At 71.8% G+C, this 17,664-nt stretch carries 22 protein-coding genes; 10 read left to right on the forward strand and 12 right to left on the reverse strand.

All coding sequences use genetic code 11. The features are described 5' to 3' along the window. Positions 1-238 precede the first annotated feature (238 nt). The 4 genes from rpoN (at position 239) to ptsN (ending at position 3,664) form a co-directional block, all read left to right on the forward strand. On the forward strand, positions 239-1,744 hold the full coding sequence (gene rpoN / locus EV278_RS18610) for an RNA polymerase factor sigma-54 (RefSeq protein ID WP_132094830.1): 1,506 nt from the start codon (positions 239-241) through the stop codon (positions 1,742-1,744). Between the two features lie 56 nt (positions 1,745-1,800). Then, positions 1,801-2,412, forward strand: coding sequence for an exopolysaccharide biosynthesis protein (locus EV278_RS18615; RefSeq protein ID WP_132094832.1), 612 nt, complete (start codon positions 1,801-1,803; stop codon positions 2,410-2,412). 51 nt (positions 2,413-2,463) lie between these two features. After that, positions 2,464-3,096, forward strand: a complete 633-nt coding sequence (raiA, locus tag EV278_RS18620) for a ribosome-associated translation inhibitor RaiA (RefSeq protein ID WP_132094834.1) — start codon at positions 2,464-2,466, stop codon at positions 3,094-3,096. Between the two features lie 97 nt (positions 3,097-3,193). Further along, positions 3,194-3,664 (forward strand): PTS IIA-like nitrogen regulatory protein PtsN, encoded by a 471-nt coding sequence (gene ptsN, locus EV278_RS18625; RefSeq protein WP_132094836.1) that lies wholly within the window; start codon positions 3,194-3,196, stop codon positions 3,662-3,664. A 23-nt stretch (positions 3,665-3,687) separates the two neighbouring features. Here the strand turns inward: ptsN and EV278_RS18630 are convergent, their stop codons facing one another. The 4 genes from EV278_RS18630 to EV278_RS18645 form a co-directional block, all read right to left on the reverse strand. Next, positions 3,688-4,182: a hypothetical protein gene (locus EV278_RS18630; protein ID WP_132094838.1), complete on the reverse strand. Its 495-nt coding sequence runs from the start codon at positions 4,180-4,182 to the stop codon at positions 3,688-3,690. Between the two features lie 5 nt (positions 4,183-4,187). Then, positions 4,188-4,793, reverse strand: a complete 606-nt coding sequence (locus EV278_RS18635) for a peptidylprolyl isomerase (protein WP_132094840.1) — start codon at positions 4,791-4,793, stop codon at positions 4,188-4,190. Positions 4,794-4,857: 64 nt separating this feature from the next. Continuing rightward, positions 4,858-5,127, reverse strand: coding sequence for a DUF1150 family protein (locus EV278_RS18640; RefSeq protein WP_028041338.1), 270 nt, complete (start codon positions 5,125-5,127; stop codon positions 4,858-4,860). Positions 5,128-5,217: 90 nt separating this feature from the next. Beyond that, complete coding sequence (locus tag EV278_RS18645; protein WP_057187302.1) at positions 5,218-5,643, reverse strand: Hsp20 family protein; 426 nt, start codon at positions 5,641-5,643, stop codon at positions 5,218-5,220. 211 nt (positions 5,644-5,854) lie between these two features. On the opposite strand from EV278_RS18645, the gene EV278_RS18650 reads away from it, so the two are divergent. From EV278_RS18650 to EV278_RS18660, 3 genes are read left to right on the forward strand one after another with little or no spacing between them, the layout of a single operon-like run. Then, on the forward strand, positions 5,855-6,517 hold the full coding sequence (locus tag EV278_RS18650) for a type II secretion system protein (protein ID WP_165916701.1): 663 nt from the start codon (positions 5,855-5,857) through the stop codon (positions 6,515-6,517). Then, positions 6,514-7,554 (forward strand): type II secretion system protein GspK, encoded by a 1,041-nt coding sequence (locus tag EV278_RS18655; protein WP_165916702.1) that lies wholly within the window; start codon positions 6,514-6,516, stop codon positions 7,552-7,554. Before EV278_RS18650 ends, EV278_RS18655 begins: the two co-directional genes overlap by 4 nt. After that, positions 7,487-8,563, forward strand: a complete 1,077-nt coding sequence (locus EV278_RS18660; RefSeq protein ID WP_132094846.1) for a hypothetical protein — start codon at positions 7,487-7,489, stop codon at positions 8,561-8,563. Before EV278_RS18655 ends, EV278_RS18660 begins: the two co-directional genes overlap by 68 nt. Here EV278_RS18660 and EV278_RS18665 read toward each other — a convergent pair. Then, the gene (locus EV278_RS18665; protein ID WP_165916703.1) at positions 8,547-8,972 is read right to left on the reverse strand and encodes a prepilin-type N-terminal cleavage/methylation domain-containing protein; all 426 of its coding nucleotides are present in this window, start codon (positions 8,970-8,972) and stop codon (positions 8,547-8,549) included. The genes EV278_RS18660 and EV278_RS18665 overlap by 17 nt on opposite strands. Positions 8,973-9,063: 91 nt before the next feature. Next, on the reverse strand, positions 9,064-9,525 hold the full coding sequence (gspG, locus tag EV278_RS18670; RefSeq protein WP_132094850.1) for a type II secretion system major pseudopilin GspG: 462 nt from the start codon (positions 9,523-9,525) through the stop codon (positions 9,064-9,066). Between the two features lie 206 nt (positions 9,526-9,731). Here gspG and EV278_RS18675 point away from each other — a divergent pair, with 206 nt between their 5' ends. From EV278_RS18675 to EV278_RS18685, 3 genes are read left to right on the forward strand one after another with little or no spacing between them, the layout of a single operon-like run. After that, positions 9,732-10,265 (forward strand): hypothetical protein, encoded by a 534-nt coding sequence (locus EV278_RS18675; RefSeq protein ID WP_132094852.1) that lies wholly within the window; start codon positions 9,732-9,734, stop codon positions 10,263-10,265. Continuing rightward, positions 10,262-10,801 carry a hypothetical protein gene (locus EV278_RS18680; protein ID WP_132094854.1) on the forward strand — a complete coding sequence of 180 codons (540 nt, stop codon included), beginning with the start codon at positions 10,262-10,264 and terminating at the stop codon, positions 10,799-10,801. The genes EV278_RS18675 and EV278_RS18680 overlap by 4 nt, the downstream gene beginning before the upstream one ends. A gap of 5 nt (positions 10,802-10,806) precedes the next feature. Beyond that, complete coding sequence (locus EV278_RS18685) at positions 10,807-12,990, forward strand: secretin N-terminal domain-containing protein (protein WP_132094856.1); 2,184 nt, start codon at positions 10,807-10,809, stop codon at positions 12,988-12,990. Here the strand turns inward: EV278_RS18685 and EV278_RS18690 are convergent. The 6 genes from EV278_RS18690 to EV278_RS18715 all read right to left on the reverse strand — a co-directional run bounded on the left by EV278_RS18690 (position 12,941) and on the right by EV278_RS18715 (position 17,652). Then, entirely contained in the window at positions 12,941-13,396 is a 456-nt protein-coding gene (locus tag EV278_RS18690) for a prepilin-type N-terminal cleavage/methylation domain-containing protein (RefSeq protein ID WP_132094858.1), read from the reverse strand. The genes EV278_RS18685 and EV278_RS18690 overlap by 50 nt on opposite strands. Further along, positions 13,393-14,064, reverse strand: coding sequence for an A24 family peptidase (locus EV278_RS18695; protein ID WP_132094860.1), 672 nt, complete (start codon positions 14,062-14,064; stop codon positions 13,393-13,395). Before EV278_RS18695 ends, EV278_RS18690 begins: the two co-directional genes overlap by 4 nt. Then, complete coding sequence (locus EV278_RS18700) at positions 14,061-15,278, reverse strand: type II secretion system F family protein (RefSeq protein WP_132094862.1); 1,218 nt, start codon at positions 15,276-15,278, stop codon at positions 14,061-14,063. The genes EV278_RS18695 and EV278_RS18700 overlap by 4 nt, the downstream gene beginning before the upstream one ends. After that, complete coding sequence (locus EV278_RS18705) at positions 15,275-16,966, reverse strand: GspE/PulE family protein (RefSeq protein WP_132094863.1); 1,692 nt, start codon at positions 16,964-16,966, stop codon at positions 15,275-15,277. The genes EV278_RS18700 and EV278_RS18705 overlap by 4 nt, the downstream gene beginning before the upstream one ends. Positions 16,967-17,099: 133 nt before the next feature. After that, on the reverse strand, positions 17,100-17,462 hold the full coding sequence (locus EV278_RS18710) for a DUF1318 domain-containing protein (protein WP_132094865.1): 363 nt from the start codon (positions 17,460-17,462) through the stop codon (positions 17,100-17,102). A 13-nt stretch (positions 17,463-17,475) separates the two neighbouring features. Continuing rightward, a complete protein-coding gene (locus EV278_RS18715; RefSeq protein WP_089926616.1) occupies positions 17,476-17,652 on the reverse strand; it encodes a YnbE family lipoprotein in 177 nt (58 codons plus the stop codon). Positions 17,653-17,664 lie beyond the last annotated feature (12 nt).

The raw sequence follows: 17,664 nt of genomic DNA on the forward strand, positions 1-17,664 counted from the left end.
CCGGCAGAATTTAACGGCCCGCTCGCCCTTCGACCCGGCGCGCGGGCCGATTCCCGTCCGGACCAGCGTGGCTTAAGTCCAGCGTTTCCGGGCCCTTACCTCGTTCCGTGGAGAAAAACGTCCGTCTCTCCGGACGGAGTGTCGCACTGGCCCGCTTTTTGCTGGCGTTCGCGCCCCGTTAACCAGACTGCCCTTCAATGGCGATCAACAGGTTCGTTGATTTGCCCAGGAGGGCGCCTTGGCTCTCGGCCACAGATTGGAGCTTCGGCAAGGCCAGGGCCTTGTCATCACGCCGCAGCTTCAGCAGGCGATCAAGCTCCTGCAGCTGTCGAACCTGGAGCTCGACGCCTTCGTCGAGGCCGAGCTCGAGCGCAATCCCCTGCTCCAGCGCGAGGACGGCCCGGCCGAAACCGAGCGCGCCGTCGAAGAGATCGCCGAGCGCCCCACCGAGAATCTCGGCCTGGACTCCGTGTCCGACAGCGCCGCCAGCCAGCAGATGGACGCCGCGCCCGACGACGTCTCGCCGGGCGAGCGCGCCACCGGCGACGGGACCGATTCCGGCGCCGAGCAGGCCGGCGGCCAGATCGACTGGTCGCGCACCGGCGGCGGCGGCAATTTCGAGGGCGACGGCCACTACGAAGAGGCCCTTGCCCGCGCCCCGACCCTGGTCGAGCACCTGACCGAGCAGTTGGCCGTGGCCGGCCTCTCTCCCGCCCAGAACGTCGTGGCCGGGGTGCTGATCGATGCGGTCGACGACACCGGCTACCTGCGCGCCGACCTCCTGGAGGTGGCCCAGCGCCTGGGCTGCGACCTGGCCTTCGTCGAGGGCGTGCTCAAGGTGCTGCAAGGCTTCGAGCCGGCCGGCGTCATGGCTCGCGACGTGCGTGAGTGCCTGGCCCTGCAACTGAAGGACGTCAATCGCTACGACCCCTGCATGGCCGCCCTGCTGGACAATCTGGACCTGCTGGCCCGTCGCGACATGAACGCCCTGCGCAGGGTCTGCGGCGTCGACGACGAAGACCTGCGCGAGATGGTCGCCGAGATCCGCGCCCTGACTCCCCGCCCCGGCGCGGCCTTCCATTCCGACCCACCGCAAACGCTTGTGCCCGATGTCCACGTGCGCGAGACGCCCGGCGGCCTGTGGCACGTGGAGCTGAACACCGACACCCTGCCCAAGGTGCTGGTCGACCAGCGCTACCACGCGCGGGTCAGCAAGGGCGCGCGGACCGAGCAGGAAAAGACCTTCGTCGCCGACAGCTTCGCTACGGCCAACTGGCTGGTCAAAAGCCTCGACCAGCGGGCCAAGACCATCCTGAAGGTCTCCAGCGAGATCGTCCGCCAGCAGGACGGCTTCCTGGCCTATGGCGTCGAGCACCTGCGGCCGCTGAACCTGAAGACCGTCGCCGACGCCATCGGCATGCACGAATCGACGGTCAGCCGGGTGACCTCCAACAAGTACATCGCCACCCCGCGCGGGGTGTTCGAGCTGAAGTACTTCTTCACCTCGGCGATCCAGGCCACCGAGGGCGGCGAGGCCCACTCGGCCGCCAGCGTGCGCCACAAGATCAAGGGCCTGGTCGAGGCCGAGCGCACCGAGGCCGACGTCCATTCCGACGACCGCATCGTCGAGATCCTCAAGGAAAGCGGCGTCGACATCGCCCGCCGCACCGTGGCCAAGTATCGCGAGGCCCTGCGGATCCCATCGTCGGTCGAACGCCGGCGCCTGATCAAGGAAACCGCCTGACCGATGGTCCGGACGCTCGCGATCCGCGTTGATAGACACGCGATCCAAGGCTGAGCATGAGCATCCAGAGACTATCCGACGTGATCGAAGGATTCGGCGAGGACGAACGTCCCGTCCTGACCGTCGGCCAGATGCTGGAGCAGTTCGACAGCCGCGCCTTCGGGGCCATGCTGCTGGTGTTCGGCCTGCTGAACTGCCTGCCCCTGCCCCCCGGCTCATCGACGATCCTCAGCCTGCCGATCCTGCTGCTGGCCCCGCAGATCGCCTGGGGGTCCGACGTCCCCTGGCTGCCGCGCCGGCTGGTCGAGCACCCCCTGAAGCGCGACGACCTGCGCGGGCTGTTCCGTCGGCTGACGCCGATCGTCCGGCGGATGGAGCTGGTCACCCGCCCGCGGCTGAAGATCCTGTTCGGGCCGGTCGGCGAGCGGCTGATCGGGGTGGTCTGCACCCTGCTGGCCCTGGTGCTGGTGCTGCCCATCCCGCTGGGCAACCTGGCGCCCGGCGCCACCGTGGCCGTCCTGGCCCTGGCCCTGCTGCAGCGCGACGGCCTGCTGGCCCTGCTGGGCTACCTGATGGGGGCGGTCAGCGTGGGCCTGCTGGTCCTGAGCGCGGGCGTGGTGGCGGCCGCGGTCGACCGGTTGCTGCACATGATTCCGGGACTGGTTTAAGTCGCTTTTGCGACGCTTGACACCAGACCCAGACGGGCGCGTTGTTAGGCCATGCAAGTCCAAATCTCCGGCAAGCATGTCGACGTTGGCGAGGCTCTGCGAGCGCGAGTCTCCGACGAAATCACCCTGAGCATCGGCAAGTATTTCGACCGCGGCGGTGACGCCGACGTCGTGATCAGCAAGGAGGGCTTCGCCTTCCGGGTCGATTGTTCGGTCAAGCTGGCTTCGGGCCAGCAGCTGATCAGCCATGGTTCGGGCGGCGACGCCCACGCGGCTTTCGACGCCGCCCTGGCCAAGATCGAGACGCGCATCCGGCGCTACAAGCGACGACTTAAGAGCCACTCGATCGCCGCCACCGCCAAGCAGGCGGAAAACGCCGCCATGTACGTGCTGCGGGCCCCCGACAGCGACGACATCGACGACGACGACTGGACCGTCGACGACGAGCACCCCAAGGGCGCTCCGGCCGCCATGGTCATCGCCGAGTCCCAGGCCGCCCTCAAGACGATGACTGTTTCCATGGCGGTCATGGAACTGGACTTGACCGAGTCCCAGGCAATCGTGTTTAGGAACGCCGCCCACGACGGATTGTCGGTGGTCTACAGGCGGCCTGACGGAAATATCGGCTGGATCGACCCCGAACGCACCAAATCGCTGAACGGGTACGCACCGGCCGCAAGTTGATCGAACCTCGGATCGGTCGGCGCGTTTCGGTAGGCCCCCGTCTCGGCGAGAGGCGGCGACGAAGCGCGACGACCGACTACGAGCGAGTTTCCATATCATGACCCTTGGCGATCTCCTCGAGCCCGGCGCGGTCACCCTCAGAGTCAGCGCCGCCAACAAGCGTCAGGTTCTCGGCGTGATCGCCGACGTCGCCGCCCGCGCGTTCGGCGTTGACGCCGACGAGGCGCTGGAAGGCCTGATCGAGCGTGAGAACGCCGGCTCCACCGGCGTCGGCCAGGGCGTGGCCATCCCGCACGCGCGCCTGTCCGACATCGACCGGGTCCGCGCGGTGTTCGTGCGCCTGGAAACCCCGGTGGCGTTCGGCGCGGTGGACGACAAGCCGGTAGACCTGCTGATCGCGCTGTTCGCCCCCAGGCAGGCCGATTCCAACCACCTGCGGGCCCTGGCCCGGGTGTCGCGGATGATGCGCCAGCCCGAGCTGCGCGAGCAGCTGCGCCAGGCCCGCTCGGCCGACGCCGTGCACGTGATGCTGACCCAGGCCCACGAGAGCAAGCCCACCGCGGCCTGACCCACCGAGCGATCAGCCGCTCGTCAGAACCCCGCCATGTCGTCGCCCAGCCAGGCCGCGGCGGCGGGATTTCCATATTCGCAGCCGACCAGGACCTTGCCGTTCAGGGCCCCTTGGCTGAGCTGGTAGGCGACGATCTTGCGCGTATCGTCGATCCGCCGCTCGGCGGGTCCGTAGGGCTCGGCCTCAAGCTGGAGCCGGGCGGAGACCGCCGCCAGGGCCTCTCCCGACACGACCATGACGATCCGGCCCGGCGAGACATAGATCGCGTCCGTGGCATAGCCGAGCGCGCCGACCGGCCTGGCCAGGCGATAGAGATCGCCCGACGGCGCGGCGAAGGTTTGGGCCGCCGTTTTCAGGCCGGCGTCCTCGGCGGCCAGCGCCCCCATCAGCGTGACGAGGTCGCCGTCGTCGACCTGGCAGGACACCGCCCGGGCCAGCAGACTTTCCGCAGCCAGCCCCGCCGACGGGGCGGCGACAGCCATCAGGGCCGCGGCGAGGGTCAGGAACCGGGTCACGGCGCTCAGGCCCGCTTCATGCTCAGAATCCTGACCGGCGGGTTCAGCATCTGGCCCTTCATGGCCGGATAGAGGGCCGGGCCGTCGGCCTTCAGGGCCAGGATTTTCTTGACCACGTCCAGGCCCTGGACCACGCCGCCGAACGCCGCGAAACCCTGGTTGTCGCCGGGCCCGCCGGGGTGGGCGTCCAGATAAGGCTGGGGGCTGGCGCAGATGAAGAAGTCGCAGGTGGCCGTGCCCGGCGCGTTTCGGGCCATGGAAATGGTTCCCGCCCGGTGCTTGATCCCGGTCAGGCGGGTGCTCTCGTGGGCGATCGGGGCGAAGCGGCGCACGCGATCGGGCGGCCCGCCCTGGATCGAGCCGGCCCCCTTGACGCCCTTGGTCTTCGACGCGCGATAGAAGGTCCCGCCGTCATATTTGTGGGCGTCGACATAGCGCAGGAAATTGGCCGAGGTGATCGGGGCCTTGCCGCTCTCCAGCTCCACCACGATCGTGCCGTGGTCGGTCTGGATGGCCACGCGGGGCTTGGGCGCCGCGGCCAGTACCGGAAGGGGGGCCGCCAGGAGCCCGGCGGCTCCCAGCAGGGTACGACGTCCGATCCAGGTGCTCATGCTCGCCGCTCCTCGCCTGTGGCCGCGACTCCTTAGCGCGCCGAGGAACGTTGATCGAGCGGTCTTAGTGCACCGAGACCGGCGCCAGTTCGTGGGCGAGGGCGGCGGCGACGGCCGCGTCCTTGTCGGTCAGCACGGCCAGGCGGGCGCCGTCGGCGCGGAACACCGCGTACAGGGTCTGGTCGGGAGACAGCTCGACCTCGTCGGTCACGCCGACCGGCACGTCGGCCAGAATCTCCGCCGCCTTGATCGGGCGCACATAGACCAGGTCCGGGGCGCCCAGGGCCGCGAAGGCCTCGGCCGAGAAGAACGGGGTAGCGGGGTTGGGTGTCATAAGACCACCTCCTTCGAAAGGGGAACGCCCCGTGGCGCGTCTGGGTTCAGCCCGCGCGCCGGGGACTGTCGTCGGGCTGTCGCTGGGCGATCAGCCCACCGAGCGGATCGGGATGCGGCGGACCAGCCGCTCGGGCTCCGGACGGGCCAGGTCCACGTGCAGCAGGCCATGCTCGAGCGTGGCGGCCGTGACCTCCATGCCCTCGGCCAGCACGAAGGTCCGCAGGAAGCCGCGGGCGGCGATGCCGCGATGCAGATAGGCCTTGTCGGCCTCGGGCCGGCCCTCGGTCTCGCGCCGCCCGGCCACCACCAGCTGGCCGCCTTCGACGGTGACCTGCAGCTGGTCGGGCGAGAAGCCGGCCACCGCCAGGGTGATGCGCACCCCGCCGTCCTCGGCCTGCTCGACATTGTAGGGCGGATAGCTTTCGGCGGCGGCCTTGGCCGCGCGCTCGATCAGGTCTCTGGTGTGCTCGAAGCCCAGCAGGAAGGGGCTGTCGAACAGAATCGTCCGGGTCATCGCGAAGTCCTCGCTGAAGCGACTTCGTTCGTCGGACGCGACCCGGGATCGGCGTCGCGCCTGACGACGTGATGTCTAGGTGGCGATGCATGGGGACGGGTTCAAGATGGAGGACGTTTCAGCCGGCTTCGCGGCGCACGTCAGCCCCTGCAATTCTTACCGGTCGCCACGCCGCCGCTTTGCGCTATCAAGGTCGCGGGAGGACGCGGGCATGAAGCGACGGCGGCCAAGCACAGCGCGACGACGGGGCTTTTCGCTGATCGAGGCTCTGGTGGTTCTCGCCGTGGCCGGCGCGGCGCTGATGCTGATCTTCTCCGTCGGCGTACGGTCCACCGAAATCGCCTTCCGCCTGGGCCGCCGCGCGCTCGACCTGGCCGACCGCCAGGTCTCCACCGACGCCCTGCGCGGGGTGGTCCGGGGGCTGGTCATCCCGCCGACCGGCTCCGGGGCTCGGACCGGCGCCACCGACGCCACCGGAACGCCCCGCCGGTTCGGTGGTCCTGCGGTGCTGGCGACCGCTACGCCCTGCGCGGGGTCCGGACCGGCGGCGTGGGTCGAGGTTTCCCTGGTCGGCGAGGCCGACGGCGACGTGATCACCTGCCGGGCCGACGACGGACCCGCGGTCGTCCTGGCCGACCTGAGGCCGCGCCGGGCCCGATTCAGCTATTCCGAAGACGGCGAGCGCTGGCGGGACTCCTGGCGCGCGACGCCGCGCCTGATGGACCGGGCGCTCGCCCCGCGCGAACAAGGCGTCTACGTGCGCCTGGCCACCGACGACGGCCGGGTCGAGGTGATCGAACGCGCCACCTCGGGCCGACCGGGTCCGCCGCCCGCCGCCCCGCGCGACGCGTCGGTCAGGGGGCCTGCGCTGTGAGCGCGCCGGTCGCGAAGCGGGGTTTCGCCCTGCCGGCGGTGCTGGCGGTGACGGCCATCGTCACCCTGGTGTTCCTGGTCGCCATCCTGGCGCTCGACAGCCTCGTCCAGCAAACTCGGCGAGCGGTCGAAACCAGCCGGTTCGAGACCCAGGCCCTGAGCCTGGAGGCCCACGCGGCCTATATCGTGGCGGTAGGCGCGCCAACGGCCGATGCGGTGCTCGTCCGCGATCTCGACCCACGGCTCGACGCTCGCCTGCGCATCGACGGAACGCCCTATTCGACGCCGAACGCCTCGCCGCTGCGGCTGTCGCTGCAGGACGGGGCGGGACTGATCAACCTCGACAACCTGCCCGCCCCGGCAATCGCGCGGCTGCTGGCGGCCCTGGGGGCGCCCATCGACCGACGCGCCGCCCTGGCCGACCGCTTCAGCGACTACATCGACATCGACGACCTCGCCCGCATCGACGGCGCCGAGGCTCCGGCCTATCGCGACCTGGGCTTGCCGCCGCCGCCGGACGCTCCCCTGCGGACGGTCGACCAGGCCCTGGGCGTGCTGGGCTGGAAAACGGCCGTGCCGCGCGAGCGCTGGCGCGCGCTGCGCGACGACCTGACGGCCGAGCCCAGCTCGACCGCGATCAACGTCAACACCGCCACGCCCGTCGCCCTGACGGTGATGTACGGCCTGACCGACGACCAGGTCGCCGCCGCGCTGGATCGCCGACGGAACGCGGCGTTCACCGGCCTGGAGGATCTGGGCCGGGCCGCCGGCCTGCGCCTGAGCGGCGACGCCGAGCGGCTTTACGGCTTCCCCAACGGGCGATTTGCCCTAAAGATCAGCGCTCCGGGGGCGGGCCTGGACTATCGCGCCCGGATCATGCTGACGCCGCGCGACCGCGAGCGTCCGGTTTGGATCGGGGAGCCAGCCCTGTCTCTCTCGCCAGTCGACGAAAGGGCGGAACGGCAGACGGATGCGCCTCTCTTTCCTGACCCCGCGCCAGGTGTTGCTGACCCCGGACGGCCGCTTCGAGACGGTTGAGGCCGGCGGCGCCCTGGCCCCGGGAAGACCCGACGTATGGCTGGCCCGGGCGATGTGCGCCCACCAGTTCTTCGATCCCGGCGCGGCGCGCGGCGCGGCCGGGTGGGCGGCGGCGCGGCTCTACGCCCGATCGGCGGCCCCTTTCGTCTCGGCCGGCGCCCTGGTCGAGCGCAGCGGCGGCGGCTTCTCCATCTGGTGGTGGGATCGCGATCAGGTCGAGCCGGTCCTCGCCGAACAGTTCGGCCAACCGTCGCCCGCCGTGGCGCCGGAACGCTTCCAGCCGCCGGGGAACGGCGCCTGGCGCATGCTGCGGCTGGACGACGGCTTCGAGGCCCAGTTCTGGCGCGACGGCGGCCTGGTCGGCTCATCGTGGCGGCGCACGCCGTTCGCCCGGGCGGACTGGCAAGCCTTCACGCGCGTCCAGCCCGCCGCCGCCGATGCGCCCGCCGATCCGCCGGCCGCCGTCGTCGGCGTTCGCGCGCCGTTTCCCCGACGAAGCGCCGGCGGGCCAGCCCTGTCGCCCGACCAGTTGCTGCGCGCCGCGCCGGCCGCCGCGGCCCTGCTGCTGTTGACGGCCGCCGCCTTCTGGCTCGGCCAGGGCCTCAAGCTGCGGCTCGAGGCCCGCGACCTGGCCCGCGTCGCCGCCGCCGAGCGGCTGTCGGCGCCGCCGGCCGCCGCCGGCGCCGACATCGCGGCCCGGCGGCTGGCGGCCTTTTCCGCCCTGTCCAACCGCCCCAATCCCGTGACGGCGCTGAACGTGGCGACCCGGATTCTGCGGCTGTACGGCGTCGGGATCGAGGCGGTCGACGCCCAGGACGACCGGATGGACCTGACCCTGCCCTATTCGGCCCTGAACGGCGTCGACCGGATCGCTCGCGACATGGAGGCCAGCGGCGTATTCACCGACGTCCGCCCCCTCACCAACGCCGCCGACCGCACCATCCGCCTGCGCATGCGCCTGACCGGACGGCCGGACCCCGCCCAGGCGTCGCTCAATCCAGACGGATGAACCGGCACGGCCCCTCGCCCGGCGCCAGCCGCATCACCCGCCGACCCGCCTTGAGGATCTCGACCTCGTCCGCCTGGCAGGCGCCGCCATCGCTGATCCGCACCGGCCGCCGCAGGCGGTAGGTCCATTGGGCGCGGAGGGCCAGAGCCCGTCCCAGGGGATCGCGCCCCGCCGCCGCCGCGTCGTCGTACAACACCATGGGCGTCTGTTCGGCATAGGCCTGGCGGCGCAGGTCCAGCACCCGTCGCTGGAAATCGAAGAACACGGCGTGAGCGGTCATCCGGTCGATCATCAGCGTGGCCCTGGGCATGACCAGCGCCGCCGCCAGAGCCATGATCGCCAGCACCACCAGCATCTCGAGCACGGAATAGCCCGCCCGCGGCCGCAGGTCGGGGAGCCTAGAGCACATCGCGCGATGCCGGAATCGCACGATCTGCTCTAGCCTTTTGTTTTCGCGTCGCCTTTGTGGAAAACCGGCGTCCACTTTTCCACGCGCGGCTCTAGACGCCGGCCTGGTTCTGGATGTCGGCCGCATTGCCGGTTCCGCCCGTCTTGCCGTCCGACCCCAGGCTGATCACCCTGGCCGGGTGCTGATCATCGACCGGCGCCTGGTAGACATAGGGATGACCCCAAGGATCCAACGGCAGACCGCCGCTGAGATAGGGCCCCGACCATCCGGCCACCGCCCCGCGATCGGCCTTGACCAGCAGATCCAGCCCCTCGGCCGGGGTGGGATCGCGGCCGAGATCCAGCCGCATGGTCGCCAGGGCGGTTTCCAGGGCGCGGACCTGAACCCGCGCGGTCGTCACCTTGGAGCGGTCAAGCTGGGCGAACAGTCTGGGCCCCACCAGGGCCGCGATCAGCGCAATGATCGTCAGGACGATCAGAATCTCCAGCAGGCTGTATCCGGACTTGGCGTCGGGCGCACCGCGCCGCCGAGACTTCCGCTTTATCGTCGTCAAGTCCGCACCCCCTTCCCTGGTCTTCCAGCCGCCTTGCGCGTCCGCGCAATTCCGGCTCGCCCGCGGGCTCGGAAGGACTATACATTCACCCGGCTATTCTAGCGGGAGATTGGCGTTTGGGGGCAGGGGGCAAAATCGCGACGCCGACCGATTTTCCCGGCGCGAACCTGTCCGCCCGCGTCCGCGCCGGCGTCTGGACCGCCTGGGTGCGCCTGACCCCCCGCGAACGGCGGCTGGCCATGCTGGCGGCCTTGCTGGCCCTGGCGGTGGCGGCCTTCTCGGCCTTGGGCTGGAGCCAGGACCAGCGCGAACGCTACGCCGCGGCGCAGGCCGACCTGATGCTGGCCCGCCAGCTGCGCCACGCCGCCCGGGGAGGCCTCGATCGGGTCCAGCGCGTCCAGCTGGCGTCGGTGTCCGACTGGAGCACCCGCGATCGCAACATCTGGCTGGCGCGGATCCGGCTTGAGCAGGCCGTCGCCCAGGCCGCCGCCCAGGCCGGAGCCCCCGATCCCGAGATCCAGGTCGCCGAGGACCTGGAGGGCGATTCGGCCCTCCCCCTGGTCCGCGCCGAGGTCAGCGGGCCCTATGTCGCCGGCTCCTTCGCCGCCCTGCTGCGCAACCTGGCCGACGACCCGCACGCGATGGTGGTCCAGCGACTGGAGATCGGCGACACCGAGACGGCCCGCTACCGGCTGTCGCTGCTGTTCCCCGTCGATATCGGGGCGGAGCAGCCCTCATGACCAGCCCCGCCGCGCTCGCCCTGGTTTTCGCCGTCCTGACCGCCTTCCTGGTGGGCTACCGCGCGCCCGGCGCTCCGGTCGAGCCGCTGGGCCTGAGCCGGTATCCCCATGCCGCCGCCTCCCGCCTGCTGATTCGTCCCAACGAAATCACGCTGGCGGCCCTGGACGATTTCCAGGTCGACCTTGTCCCGCACGGGACCGTCGGACCCGATCTCGATCCGGTCGCAGCGCAGGGCGACCCGCTTCCGCCGTCCGAGACCGCGATCGCGCCACCGCCGCCGCCGCCGCCCGACATCGCGCTCGTCTTCCGCCAGCGGCTGACCGCGATCGTCGACCAGGGGCCGGCGGGGCTGGCCGCCCTGGTCCTCGATCCGTCGCAGGAGGCGCGGGCGACGCGACTGGTGCGTCCCGGCGACATTTTCGAGGGCCGTTGGCGGCTGGAGGCGCTGACCTCGAGCGAGGCCGTCCTGCGGGATGGACGCCGGACACGGCGCGTGGCCTTCTACGGCGCGGCAGGGAGCACGGCGGAGCTTTGAACATCTTGTCGTTCACGACGACCGGAAAGGCGGCCCGGAGGTTGGGCGTCGCGGCGGTCTCGGCGCTGCTGGCGTCCTGCGCCTCCTACGGATCGATGAGGACGGTGCTGCAGGGTGACGCCGCCCGCCAGGCGGCGGAGGGCGGCGGGACGCCTGTCGCCGCGCCGCGCGGCCTGACCTTGCCGCTTTCCACCGAGGCCGCGGCCGGCGCCGCCCCGGCGGCCGGAGCGGTGACGGACGAGGCCCTGGCCAGCCTGGTGTCGCCCGGAACGATCAATGTCTCGCTGCCGCCCCAGCCCCTGCCGCAACTGATCAACACCGCGTTCGGCGACCTGCTGGGCCTGCCCTTCGTGATGGCGCCGGAGGTTGCGAGCCGGACCGACATCGTCACCCTGCGCGGCGCGCCGGGCATGACCCGCCGCGACTTCTTCCGCCTGACCGAGTCGGCGCTGAAGACCTACGGCGTGCGGCTGGACCTGCGCCAGGGCGTGGTCAACGCCCTGCCCGTGGTTGGGACGGGGTCGCCCGCCGTGGCCCTGCGCGCGCGCTCCATGCCCGAAACGCCGGAATCGGCCCGGCCGGTCACGCAGTTCGTGCCGGTGCGATCGATCGCCGTCGATGCGCTGACGACCCTGACCCAGGCGGTTCTGCCCGAGGCCCGGCGCGTGCAGTTCACCACCGATCCGGCCGCCAACACGGTGACCCTGAACGGCGGCGCGCGCGACGTGGCGGCCGTTCAGGAAACCCTGCGCCAGCTCGACCAACCGCGTTTCGCCGGCGTCGGCGTGTTCCGCGTCGAGCCCGTCTATTGGTCGGCCGAGAGCCTGGCGCGATCGCTGTCGGACAGCCTGGAAGGCGAGGGCTTCGCCGCTGGCGCCGAGGCCCCCGGCGCGCCTCGCTCGATGCTGGTGGCGCCGTTCGGCGGGGCCAACACGGTCCTGGTCTTCGCGCGCGATCCGGCCGTGCTGGAGCGGGCCCGGGTCTGGGCCGCCAAGCTGGACCAGCCCACGGCGGTCGGCGACCGCCCGTCGACCTTCATCTACCAGGTCCGCAACACCGACGCCCAGTCGCTGGCGGCCATGGTGGGAACCAGCGGCGCCGGGCCCGTCGCCCCCCTTAACCCCTCCCCGCCCGGCGCGCCGGGCGCGTCGCCGGCCTTGACCTCGGCCCTGAACAACGCCGGGCCGCCCGGCGCCGCCCTGCTGGCCGGCAGCGGAGGGGGCGCGGCGTTCATGAACGGCCGGATCATCGTCGATCAGGGCGGCAACCGCATCCTGTTCACCGGCCAAGCCGACGAATTCACCCAGCTCCGCGGCCTGCTGGCCAGCCTGGACACGCCCGCCCGCGAGGTGCTGGTCGAGGTGACCATCGCCGAGGTGACGCTGACGGACGAGACCCGCCTGGGACTGGAATGGTTCTTCACCCACTCCGGCTCGAACGGGACCACCAGCGGCGGCACCCTGGGCAATCTGGGCCTGTCGACCGGCGGCCTGAGCCTGACGTTCAACGGCACGGACGTGCGCGCGGCGTTCAACGCCTTCGCCTCGAACAACAAGGTCAACATCCTGTCGCGGCCCCGGCTGGTCGCCCGCAGCGGCGGCGAGGCGCGAATCCAGGTCGGCACCGACGTGCCGATCATCACCTCGCGCGCCAACAGCTCCACCCAGACCGGCGGCAGCACCGACATCCTGCAGACCATCCAGTACCGCCAGACCGGCGTGATCCTGCAGATCCGGCCGATCGTCTATGGCGACGACCGGGTCGACCTGGAGATCAGCCAGGAGGTTTCCAGCCAGCAGGCCAACCCCAACGCCGCGATCGGCAGCCCGCTGATCCTGAACCGCAACATCACCACCCAGCTGTCGCTGGCCGAAGGGGCCACGGCGGTGCTGGGCGGCCTGATCGACGACAGCTACACCAAGGGCAACACTGGCGTGCCGTTCCTCAAGGACATTCCGGTGCTGGGCTCGGCGTTCCGCGCCGACACCCTGAACGGCGGCAAGACCGAGCTGGTCATGCTGGTCACGCCCTACATCCTGCGCGACTCCGACGAGATGAACCGCTGGGCCGGCCGCTACGGCGGCGAGATGGACGCGGCCTTCCGGGTGGGACGCGGCTGGTCCTACACCCTCACCCCGTTCAAGGCAGGCCTGGACCTGTCGAAGGCGCGTCCGGACCTGGGGCGCTGACGGCCCGCCAGCCCAGGCGATCCAGCTGGAAGGCGTCGATCACCTGGCCGCGGGCGGTCTCGATCCGGACGTCGAGCCGCCAGAGGCGCATTTCGTAGGATCCTCGCCCCGTCGGATAGTCGAGATTGGGCCTTGCAGGCGTGATGGGCGTCGCGGTCCAGCGCACCCGGCGACCGCCGCTCAGCGGCAACGCCCCGGCCGGCCGTTCGGTGGGGTTGACCTCGCGCAGCAGGACCAGGGCGTTCCGCCGGCGGTCGGCCGCGGCCATGGCCTGCTCATAGCGGGCCTGGTCGTGGGACAGCTGGCGCTGCAGCTCGAAGATCGCCATCAGCACCAGGGCGGCCACGATCAGGGCGACCAGCGCCTCCACGAGGCTGAAGCCGATCTTGCCGGGTCGGGCGCTCATGGCCGCGGCGCGCCCACCAGCAGCACGGCCAGGGCCGGCAGGGCGGCGGCCGCGGCCAGGGGCACGACGATGGGCCCGTCGCTCTCGACCGCCTGGCGAGCATCGCGAACGCGGCTGCGGATCAGGCCCCAGGCCAGGCCCAGCACGGCGCCGGCCACGATGATCCACAGCACGCCCTCAGGCCCGGCCAGGGCGCCCAGGGCGGCCATCAGCTTGACGTCGCCCAGGCCCAGGCCCTCGACGCCGCGCGCCCGCCGAAAGGCCCAGCGCACGGCCCACAGCAGCCCGCCGCCGACCACCGCGCCCGCCAGGCCCAGCGGCCAGGGCGACGCCAGCGGCCCGACCAGGGCCAGCAGCAGCAGGCCGACGACATGCAGGTCCGCCACCACCAGGGCCTTGACGTCCAGAACCAGCACCGCGGTCAGCACCACGCCGCAGACCGCCAGGGCCGCGACCGTCGCGCCGTCGAGGCCGGCGGCCGTTTCGGTCAGGCCCCACCACACCGCCAGCCCCACGGCGAAGGCCGTACCGGCCAGCCGCCAGCCGTCGCCTCGGGTCCAGCCGCCGTCGAGCGCCTGGCGCATCAGACGGCCGGGACCCAGGCCGGCGACCGTCGCCGCGAACAGCAGGGCGCCCACGGAAAGCCCGGCTTCGAGGCCGGGGCTCAATAGACGGTCTCGTAGACGCTGGCCAAGGCCATGACCAAGGCCAGGGCCACCATTCCGACGACGCCGGCGATCGCCGCCACGGCCAGGGGCTCGATCAGGGCGGTGATCCGCTTGACGTCGTCCCTCAGCCGCTCGTCGTGGGCGTCGGCCATGTAGCCGAACATGGCCGGCAGGCTTCCCGACCGCTGGCCGGCCCGCACCAGGCTCAGGTCCATGGCCGTGAGGCGGGTGTGGCGTCGCAGGGCGGCGTCCAGCGACTGGCCGGCGCGCAGGTCGTCCTCCGCCTTCTCCAGCCCCTGGGCGAAGGGGCCGGCTGGCGCGCCGGCCCGGGCCAGGGCGGCGGCCGGCAGCAGGGCGACGCCGTTTCCGAGAGCAAGGCCCAGCAGCCGCGCCCAGAGGCTGATCTCCCGCGCCTTCAGCACCCCGCCGATCAACGGCGCGCCGCGCGCGGCCCGATACAGCATCGCCCGCCCCTCCGGTCGGGCGGCCGTCAGCACGGCGGCGACCGCCAGCAGGGCCAGTCCCACGCCCAGCAGCGCCAGATGGGCGTTGACGAAGGCGCCGACCGCCAGCACGGCCTTCGAGATCCAGGGCGTTCCCGGCCGATCCGGTCCGATCATCACCGCGAAGCGGGGCACGATCTCGACGAAGATGAACGTCACCGCCGCCGCGCCCGCGAAGGCCAGGAAGGCGGGATAGGTCAGGGCGTTGACGACGTCCCGGCGCAGACGGTCTTCATAGGCCATCTGGTCGGCGGCGTCGGCCAGCACCTCCGCGCCGCGCCCCGACGCCTCGCCGACCCGCACCATGGCGTAGACATAGCCCGGAAAGCCCGGCGCATGGGCGGCCAGGCTGTCGGCGAACGGCTCGCCCTGCCTGAGGGCCTGGCCCACCGCCGCGAACTGGGCGCGTCCCCGCGCCGACCGCAGGCCCGCCGCCACGGTCTCCAGCGCCTCCAGCAGCGGCACGCCCGCCCGGCGCATGATCGCCAGCTGGCGCATCACCAGCACGCGCTCGGCAAGGCGCAGGTCGCGGTCCGCGCCGTCCTGCGCAACGGCCGCGGCCTTCAATTCCGTCACGATGAGGCCGTCGGCGGCCAGCTGTCGCAGGGCGGCGCCCGGATCCTCGGCGCGGACGACGTCGCTGACCTTCCGCCCCTCGCGGTCCACCGCCTGGTAGCGGAAGGCTTCGCCCGGCGTTTCGGCCGCGCTCACGCCTCGGGCTCCGCCGTCGCGTCGTCAGCCGCCCCCACGCCCCGCCTGACCTCGGCCAGGGTCGTCAGGCCCGCGCGCGCCTTGCGGCGGCCGTCCTCCGGCAGGCTGCGAAATCCGTTGGCCCGGGCCGTCCGTTCCAGCGCTTCGGGCGGCGCCCGATCGCGGACCTGCCGCTCCAGCGCGGGGTCGCAACGCACGATCTCGTAGAGGCCCAGCCGGCCCAGATAGCCGGAGCCGCCGCAGGCCTCGCAGCCCACGGGCTCGCGCCACGCCCCGAGCCCCGCGCCGCCCGCCTCGCGCTCGTGGACCGCGGCCTCCGCCGGCGTGCTGGACCGCGCGCAATGGGGACAAAGGCGACGCACCAGCCTCTGGCCCACCAGTCCGCGCAACACGTCGGCCAGCAGGAACGCCTCGACGCCCAGGTCGGCCAGGCGCGTCACGGCGCCCAGGGCGGTGTTGGTGTGAACGGTCGAAATCACCAGATGCCCGGTCAGGGCCGCCTGGACGGCGATGCGCGCGGTTTCGGGATCGCGAATCTCGCCGACCATGATCACGTCGGGGTCCTGCCGGAGGATCGCGCGCAGGCCCGCCGCGAAGCTCAGCCCGATGTCGGTGCGGGCCCGCACCTGCACGACGCCGGGCAGGTCGAACTCGATCGGATCCTCGACGGTGACGATCTTGCGCACCCCGTCGTTCAGATGGCTGAGCAGGCGGTAGATGGTCGTGGTCTTGCCGGAACCGGTCGGGCCGGTGACCAGCACCACGCCGTTCGGCTTGGCGATCAGGCTCAGCAGATCGGCGGCCTGGGTCTCGGCCAGGCCCAGTTCGTCCAGCTGCGGCAGGCGGTGCGACTTGCCCAGCAGGCGCAGCACCACCGACTCGCCCCAGGCCGACGGCAGGGTCGAAACCCGCAGGTCGAGCTCCCGGCCGGCCGCGCGGATCGACTGGCGTCCGTCCTGCGGCAGGCGACGCTCGCCGATGTCCATGCCCGAGAGCAGCTTGATGCGCGAACAGACGGCGTCGAAATCGGCCCGTGCGCCCGTGCGGACGGTCGTCAGCAGGCCGTCGATCCGCAGCCGGACGACGAAGCGGTCCTCGAACGGCTCGAGGTGGACATCCGAGGCCCGGCGCGTCAGGGCCTCGGCGAACAGGCCGTTGACGAACTCGACCACCGGGGTCTCCTGCGCCAGTTCGCGCAACCGGGCCGCCTCGCCCGGGCCGCCGGTCTCGACCGTCTCCCGCGCGCCCCGGGCCAGGTCGGCCAGCAGGGCGGCGACCTCGGCGCGCGCGGCCAGCCGATAGGCGACCGGACCCTCGATCGCTTGGGCCAGGCGCTCGCGCAGCGCCGGGTCCAGCGGCTGGACCGCGGCGCAGACCACCGTCTCGCCCGTCCGCCAGGCGACGGCGCTGCGATCGATCCACCAGGCGGTGGGCGCACGGACCTCGGCGAACAGCGCCGTGATCCCGGCCGCCGTCGGCCGCTCGTCGCCGCGCAGCACGGGAATGTCCAGCTGCTCGGCCAGGGCCTGCAGCAGGTCGCCCTCCGACAGCGCGCCGATCCGGGTCAACAGCTGCCCCAGAAGACCGCCGATCTCCTGCTGCAGCCTCAGGGCCGCGGCCCGGTCGCGTTCGGAAACCAGCCCGCGCGCCACAAGAAGATCACCGATCCTGCGCCGTGCGATCCCCATGCCTCGCCCTCTCCGCCCTCATCGATGGCGTAGCGGAAAAATCGCGCAACGGACAGCCGGAGCGCGAGGCTTTGCGCTCCGAGGCCGATGATAGGGACATGCGCAGGCGCATGTCCCTATCGCGGGCGGGCGGCTACTTCTTCGTCCAGCCGCCGTTCAGCGGCTTCCAGTACTGGCCGGGCGCCAGGCGGGCGTAGAGCTGCTTGGCGGTGGCCTGGCCGGCGGCCTCGGGGGTGACGCCGGTCTTGGCGGCGGTGTCCTTGTAGACGGCGGCGCGGCCGGCGTTGATCTCGGCCACGGCGGCGCGGGTGGCGGCGTCGCCGCCCGAGACCACGCCCAGGAAGCCGTCGGCCTGCTCGCCCACGGTTCCGGCGGCCTTGCCGGCGTCGACGGCGGCCTTGGCGGCGGCCGACTGGGCCAGGGCGGGAAGGGCCCCGAAGCTCACGGCGCCCAGCGAGGCGGCCAGGGCCAGGACCGTCATAGTCTTGCGGATCATGTCGGTTCCTCTCCTAGAACAGGTTGGGGTTCTGCTGGATCGCGGACTGGACTTCCTTGTCCAGTTGCACGCGCACATTGGCGTCCAGCTTGGCGTAGATGTTGATCGGGTCGACCTTGACCCGCACCGTCGGCGTGCACGCCGCGAGGGCGCCCGCCGCGAGGAGGGGAAGGATCAGGGCGCGCTTCATGGCGGGTGTCTC

The organism is Caulobacter sp. BK020, from assembly GCF_004342605.1.
In the GTDB taxonomy this organism is placed as follows: domain Bacteria; phylum Pseudomonadota; class Alphaproteobacteria; order Caulobacterales; family Caulobacteraceae; genus Caulobacter.